Here is a 4,952-nt window from a genome sequence, read left to right as displayed (position 1 = left end):
CCGGCCGTGCAGGCGATCGCGCGCGAATGGGCCGCGCTGTTCGATGCCTTCTGCAACCACGACCCGAGCATCGCGGCCCGGCTGATGCAGGCCATGGCCACCGAGCCCGTGCTGCAGGCCGCAGCGGTGACCGCGCCGCCGGTCCGCGAGCTGCTGCTGCGCGCCATGGCAACGCTGCGCGCGGCCTGAAAAACCCCTTCGCGCCCGCTTGACCCTGACGTTGCGTGAGGCCCAACAGTGGCCGCATGAACAACGCCAACACCCCTCCTTCCGCCCCGCAACGTCTGCACGCGCTCGACAACCTGCGCGCCCTCATGATGTGGCTGGGCATCGTGCTGCACGTGGCCCTCAACCACCTCACCGTCGCCTCGCCGCTGCCCTGGCGCGACCCGCAGACCTCGCGCGTCGCCGACCTGCTGCTGCTGTTCATCCACGGCTTCCGCATGCCGGTGTTCTTCGTGCTCGCGGGCTTCTTCGTTGCGCTGCTGATCGAGCGGCGCGGCGCCGGCGGCATGCTGCGCAACCGCGCGCTGCGGCTCGCCCTGCCCTTCGCGCTGTTCTGGCCGCCACTGTTCGTGCTGACCACGCTGCTCGCGATGGTCTACATCCACCTCACGGTGCGTGGCGTGCCGGGACTCGATGCGGCGCTGGCGCCGCCGCGCCCGCCGGGCGGCTCGCCATTCAACACGCTGCACCTGTGGTTCATCTACCAGCTGTTCTGGTTCTGCGTGCTGGCCTGGGCCGGCGCGAAGCTGGGCCGCTTCGTGCCGGCGCGGCTGCGCGCGGGCTTTTCGCGCGGCTTCGCGCTGCTGGCACGCCAGCCCTGGGGCGTCCTGGTGCTGGCGCTGCCGCTGGCCGTGGCCGGGTCCTTCCATCCCACGGGCCTGGCGCCGCAGAGCGGCTCCTTCCTGCCGCCCTGGGGCGAATGGGTGCACAGCGGCCTGTTCTTCGTGTTCGGCCTGTGCCTGCACGGGCGGCAGGAGCTGTTCGCCCGCTTCGCCGCGCGCTGCCAGGTCCTGGCGCTCGCGGGCCTGGCCTTCTTCGGCGCGACGCTCGTGCTGCTGGGCGCCGCGCGCGGCACGACGCCATTGCCGCACGCCGCGTTCTGGGTCGCCTTCGCCTACGGCGCCGCCGGCTGGCTCTGGAGCCTGGCGCTGATCGGCGCCTTCGTGCGCTGGCTGCCGCGGCGCAACGGCGTGCTCGACTACCTCTCGCGAAGTTCCTACTGGGTCTACCTGGTCCACATGCTCGGCACCGTCGGCTTCGGCGTCCTGCTGTTCCATGCGCCGCTGGGCGCGCTCGCGAAGATGGGCCTCAACATCGCCGCCACCTCGCTCGTGGCGCTCGCGAGCTACGAGCTGCTGGCGCGCCGCACGCCCATCGGTCGGCTGCTCAACGGTCAGCGCGAGGCGAAGCGTTCGATCAGGAAGTCGACGAAGGCGCGCGTCTTCGCGGCCAGGTGACGCGAGGGATAGACGGCATAGACCGGCGTGCGGTCGGCCTCCCAGTCCTCGAGCACCGCCTCGAGCCGGCCCGCGGCCAGTTCCTGCGCGACGTAGATGCGCGGGATCAGGCTCAGGCCGAAGCCCGCGAGCAGCGCGTCGCGCACCGCGAGGCTGGAGCTGACCTTGTAGCGCCCGTCGACCGGCACCGCCACGCTGCGGCCGGCGCGGCGGAAGGTCCACTTGTGGGCATGGCCCGAGAGCGTGAACTGCACGCAGTCGAAGGCCTTCAGGTCCTCGGGCCGCGCGGGCCGGCCACGGGCAGCGAAATAGGCCGGCGCGCCGCACAGCACGTGGGTCATGGTCGTGAGCTCGCGCGCCACCAGGCTCGAGTCCTCGAGCCGGTCGCTGCCGCGGATCGCGAGGTCGTATCCGCCTCCGATCAGGTCGGTGCGCGCGTCCTGCAGGTCGAGCTCGAGCCGCAGGTTCGGATGGCGGTCCATGAAGGCCGGGATGCCGGGCGAGATGCAGGTCAGCGCGAAGGTCAGCGGCGCGCTGACCCGCAGCACGCCCGACGGGCTGCTGCCCATGGGCGCGAGCGCGGCGTCGGCCTCGCTCAGGTCGTCGAGGATGCGCGAGAGCCGCTGGTGGTAGGCCGCGCCGGCCTCGGTGAGGCTCATGCTGCGCGTGGTGCGGTTGATGAGCCGCACCTTCAGGTGCGCCTCGAGCTCGGCGATGTTCTTGCTGACCGCGGCGGCCGACAGCCCGAGCTGGCGCGCCGCGCCCGCGAAGCTGCCGCTGGTGGCGGCGGTGCGGAAAACCTGGAGGGCAGTGAGATGGTCCATGATCCACAACCATTGGTAATGAATCAATTCATTATTCAGACATTCACAACCAGCGGTCAATTGAATAGATTCAAGCCTCCATGACCGACATCACCGACCGCAGCGCCCGCCCTCCCGCCCGGGGCGCCGACATCCTGCTGACCGCCGCCGCGCCCGCAATCTGGGGCAGCACCTACATCGTCACCACCGAGCTGCTGCCCGCGAACTACCCGCTCACGGTCGCGATGCTGCGCGCGCTGCCCGCGGGCCTGCTGCTGCTGGCCATCGTGCGGCAGCTGCCCGAACGCGCCTGGTGGGGCCGCATCCTGGTGCTGGGCGCGCTCAATTTCTCGCTGCTGTGGGCGATGCTGTTCATCGCGGCCTACCGGCTGCCGGGCGGGGTGGCGGCCACGATCACCTCGCTGCAGCCGCTGATGGTGGTGTTCCTCGCGAGCGCGCTGCTCGGCACGCGGGTGCGCGCGCTGTCGGTGGTGGCGGCCGCGGTGGGCTTCGGCGGCGTGGCGTTGCTGGTGCTCACGCCGCAGGCCAGGCTCGACGCGGTGGGCATCGCGGCGGCGCTCGCGGGCGCGGTGTCGATGGCCTTCGGGACCGTGCTGGCACGGCGCTGGCAGCCGCCGGTCTCGGCGCTGACCTTCACCGCCTGGCAGCTCACCGCGGGCGGCCTGCTGCTGCTGCCGGTGGCGCTGTGGCTGGAACCGGCGCTGCCGCCGCTCACGGCCACCAACTGGCTGGGCTTCGGCTGGCTCGGGCTGGTGGGCGCCGCGCTGACCTACATCCTGTGGTTCCGCGGCGTGGCCCGGCTGGAGCCGGCCGCCATCGCCTCGCTGGCCTTCCTGAGCCCGGTGACGGCCGTGATCCTCGGCTGGGTGCTGCTGGGCCAGCGGCTGTCGCCGCTGCAGGTGGCGGGCATCGCGATCGTGATCGCGAGCATCTGGCTGAGCCAGCATGCGCAGCGCGGCGCGCTGCCCACGGCGGCGCGGCCGGCAACGCGCTGAAGTTTCAGGCCGCCGTGGCCTGCTTCAACAGGCTCAGGTAGCCGGGCTGCACCTCCATGCGCGCGGTCGTGCCACCGCGCTGCAACAGCCGGTGCGCCTGCGGCAGGCTCCAGCACGGCAGGCTGGTGAACATGTGGTGCTCGCAGTGGTAGTTGACCCAGTAGGGCGCGATGAAGATGCGCTCGGCCAGGTTGGCATGCGTGGTGCGCGCCTGGCGCAGCGGATCGGCCTCGTTCTGCGCCACCAGCGCATGCTCGGCGATGTTGCGCACCCGGCTCACGAGCGGCAGCCAGGTCGCCATGGGCAGCAGCCACATCAGGACCCAGGCCCACCAGTAGCCCGCCAGCGCGAAGGCCAGCAGCCCGAGGCCGTTGGCGAGAAAGAAGCGGCGGTCCTTCGCGAGTTCGCGGCCGAACGCCTTGAACGCCGATTCGCCCGGTGCGCGCCGGCGGATGCCTTCGGCGACATGGCCGAAGCGCTGCTTGTAGAAGGTCTGGCCGCTGAGGTCGCGCACGACCTTGCGCCACATCGAGGCGCGCGAGATCGGGAACGGCGCCGACAGCACGAGGTCGGGGTCCTCGGTCTGCTGCACGAAGCGGTGGTGCTGCAGGTGGTAGGGCCGGTAGTCGCGCAGGGTGGACGAGCACAGCCAGTGGCCGACCCAGTCGTTGACGCGGCGGTTGCGGTGCAGCCCCGCATGGGCCGCGTCGTGCATCAGGATGAACAGGCCGAGCTGGCGCGCGCCGACGATCGGCACCATCAGCGGAAGGGTCCACGGCCAGACGATGCCCACCAGCATCGCGAGGCCGATGACGCCCCAGCAGTGCGCGACCAGCCACAGCCCCCTCCACGACGAGCGCGCGGTCAGCGCCTGCCATTCGTCGGTGCTGAAGAAATCCTCGGGACGGGCTCGGGGTGCGGCGGCCATCGGGCCAGTATGCGCCGCGGGTTCGGGCGATGCACGCGGACTTCCCCGCAGACTCCTAGCGGTCGATGATCTTGCGCGCGAAGCGCTCGAGGTAGTCCATCAGCCGGTCGGCGCCCGCGGTGGCGGCGGCCTCGTCGCCGGTGGCGATGCCCTGCGCCAGTTCGAGGTGGGCGTTGGCGCCCTCGACGATCTCGCCCTGGTGCTGGTAGGCGTACCAGAAGCGGCGGCACTGCACGATCAGCGGCGTGACGGCCTTGACGGCCGAGTCGTTGTGGCTGGCCTGGTGGTTCACGAGGTCGAGCGCATGGTCGGCGCGCATGTAGCCGTCGAGGTCGCCGCGCGCGGCCGCCTCCACCATCTGCTCGGCACAGCGCACGATCTCCTTGCGCTGCGGCGCGGTGGCGCGGCGCGCGGAGCAGGTGGCGATCAGCTGCTCGAGCACGCGGCGCGTCTGCACCACGTCGAGGTGGTCGGCGAGGTCGATGGTCGACACCAGCAGCCCGCGGCGCGCCTGCTGCACGACGAGGCCGATCGACACCATGCGCATCAGCGCCTCGCGCACCGGCGTGCGGCCCAAGCCGGTGCGCTCGGCCAGCTCGGCTTCGACGATCTGGCTGCCGGGCTCGAGCTGCAGCGTGGACAGCAGGGTCTCGATGGCGTCGTAGGCCATGTCGGCGGCACGGCGCTTCGGGGCGGACGCAGGGGCAGGGACGGGGATCGGAGCAGCCATGGATGTTCGGGG

5 protein-coding genes and 1 pseudogene are annotated in these 4,952 nt (G+C 71.6%); 3 read left to right on the top strand and 3 right to left on the bottom strand.

Features of this window, described 5'->3' with window-relative positions; translation table 11 throughout:
• Positions 1-189 (top strand): annotated as a pseudogene (locus AC27VN_RS32490) (MerR family transcriptional regulator); the annotation flags it as partial.
• Between the two features lie 56 nt (positions 190-245).
• Positions 246-1,463 carry an acyltransferase family protein gene (locus AC27VN_RS32485; RefSeq protein ID WP_490879229.1) on the top strand — a complete coding sequence of 406 codons (1,218 nt, stop codon included), beginning with the start codon at positions 246-248 and terminating at the stop codon, positions 1,461-1,463.
• On the opposite strand, the gene AC27VN_RS32480 is transcribed toward AC27VN_RS32485, so the two are convergent.
• Entirely contained in the window at positions 1,400-2,287 is an 888-nt protein-coding gene (locus AC27VN_RS32480; RefSeq protein ID WP_490879228.1) for a LysR family transcriptional regulator, read from the bottom strand. The two genes, AC27VN_RS32485 and AC27VN_RS32480, sit on opposite strands and share 64 nt — an antisense overlap.
• Before the next feature lie 80 nt (positions 2,288-2,367).
• Between AC27VN_RS32480 and AC27VN_RS32475 the strand changes: the two genes are divergently transcribed.
• Entirely contained in the window at positions 2,368-3,282 is a 915-nt protein-coding gene (locus AC27VN_RS32475; protein ID WP_490879227.1) for an EamA family transporter, read from the top strand.
• 4 nt (positions 3,283-3,286) lie between these two features.
• Here the strand turns inward: AC27VN_RS32475 and AC27VN_RS32470 are convergent, their stop codons facing one another.
• Together AC27VN_RS32470 and AC27VN_RS32465 are read right to left on the bottom strand one after the other, a co-directional pair.
• Positions 3,287-4,210, bottom strand: a complete 924-nt coding sequence (locus tag AC27VN_RS32470; protein ID WP_490879226.1) for a fatty acid desaturase family protein — start codon at positions 4,208-4,210, stop codon at positions 3,287-3,289.
• Positions 4,211-4,265: 55 nt separating this feature from the next.
• Positions 4,266-4,940 carry a GntR family transcriptional regulator gene (locus AC27VN_RS32465; RefSeq protein WP_093351581.1) on the bottom strand — a complete coding sequence of 225 codons (675 nt, stop codon included), beginning with the start codon at positions 4,938-4,940 and terminating at the stop codon, positions 4,266-4,268.
• Between the last annotated feature and the right edge of the window lie 12 nt (positions 4,941-4,952).

Source organism: Variovorax sp. 20P10.2.4, assembly GCF_058244205.1.
This window is presented reverse-complemented; position numbering and strand designations above follow the sequence as displayed.

What these genes read in the sequence shown, in the direction of transcription:
- AC27VN_RS32485 (WP_490879229.1), top strand. Translation starts at nt 246, where the DNA reads ATGAACAACGCCAACACCCCTCCTTCCGCCCCGCAACGTCTGCACGCG.
- AC27VN_RS32480 (WP_490879228.1), bottom strand. Translation starts at nt 2,287, where the DNA reads ATGGACCATCTCACTGCCCTCCAGGTTTTCCGCACCGCCGCCACCAGC.
- AC27VN_RS32475 (WP_490879227.1), top strand. Translation starts at nt 2,368, where the DNA reads ATGACCGACATCACCGACCGCAGCGCCCGCCCTCCCGCCCGGGGCGCC.
- AC27VN_RS32470 (WP_490879226.1), bottom strand. Translation starts at nt 4,210, where the DNA reads ATGGCCGCCGCACCCCGAGCCCGTCCCGAGGATTTCTTCAGCACCGAC.
- AC27VN_RS32465 (WP_093351581.1), bottom strand. Translation starts at nt 4,940, where the DNA reads ATGGCTGCTCCGATCCCCGTCCCTGCCCCTGCGTCCGCCCCGAAGCGC.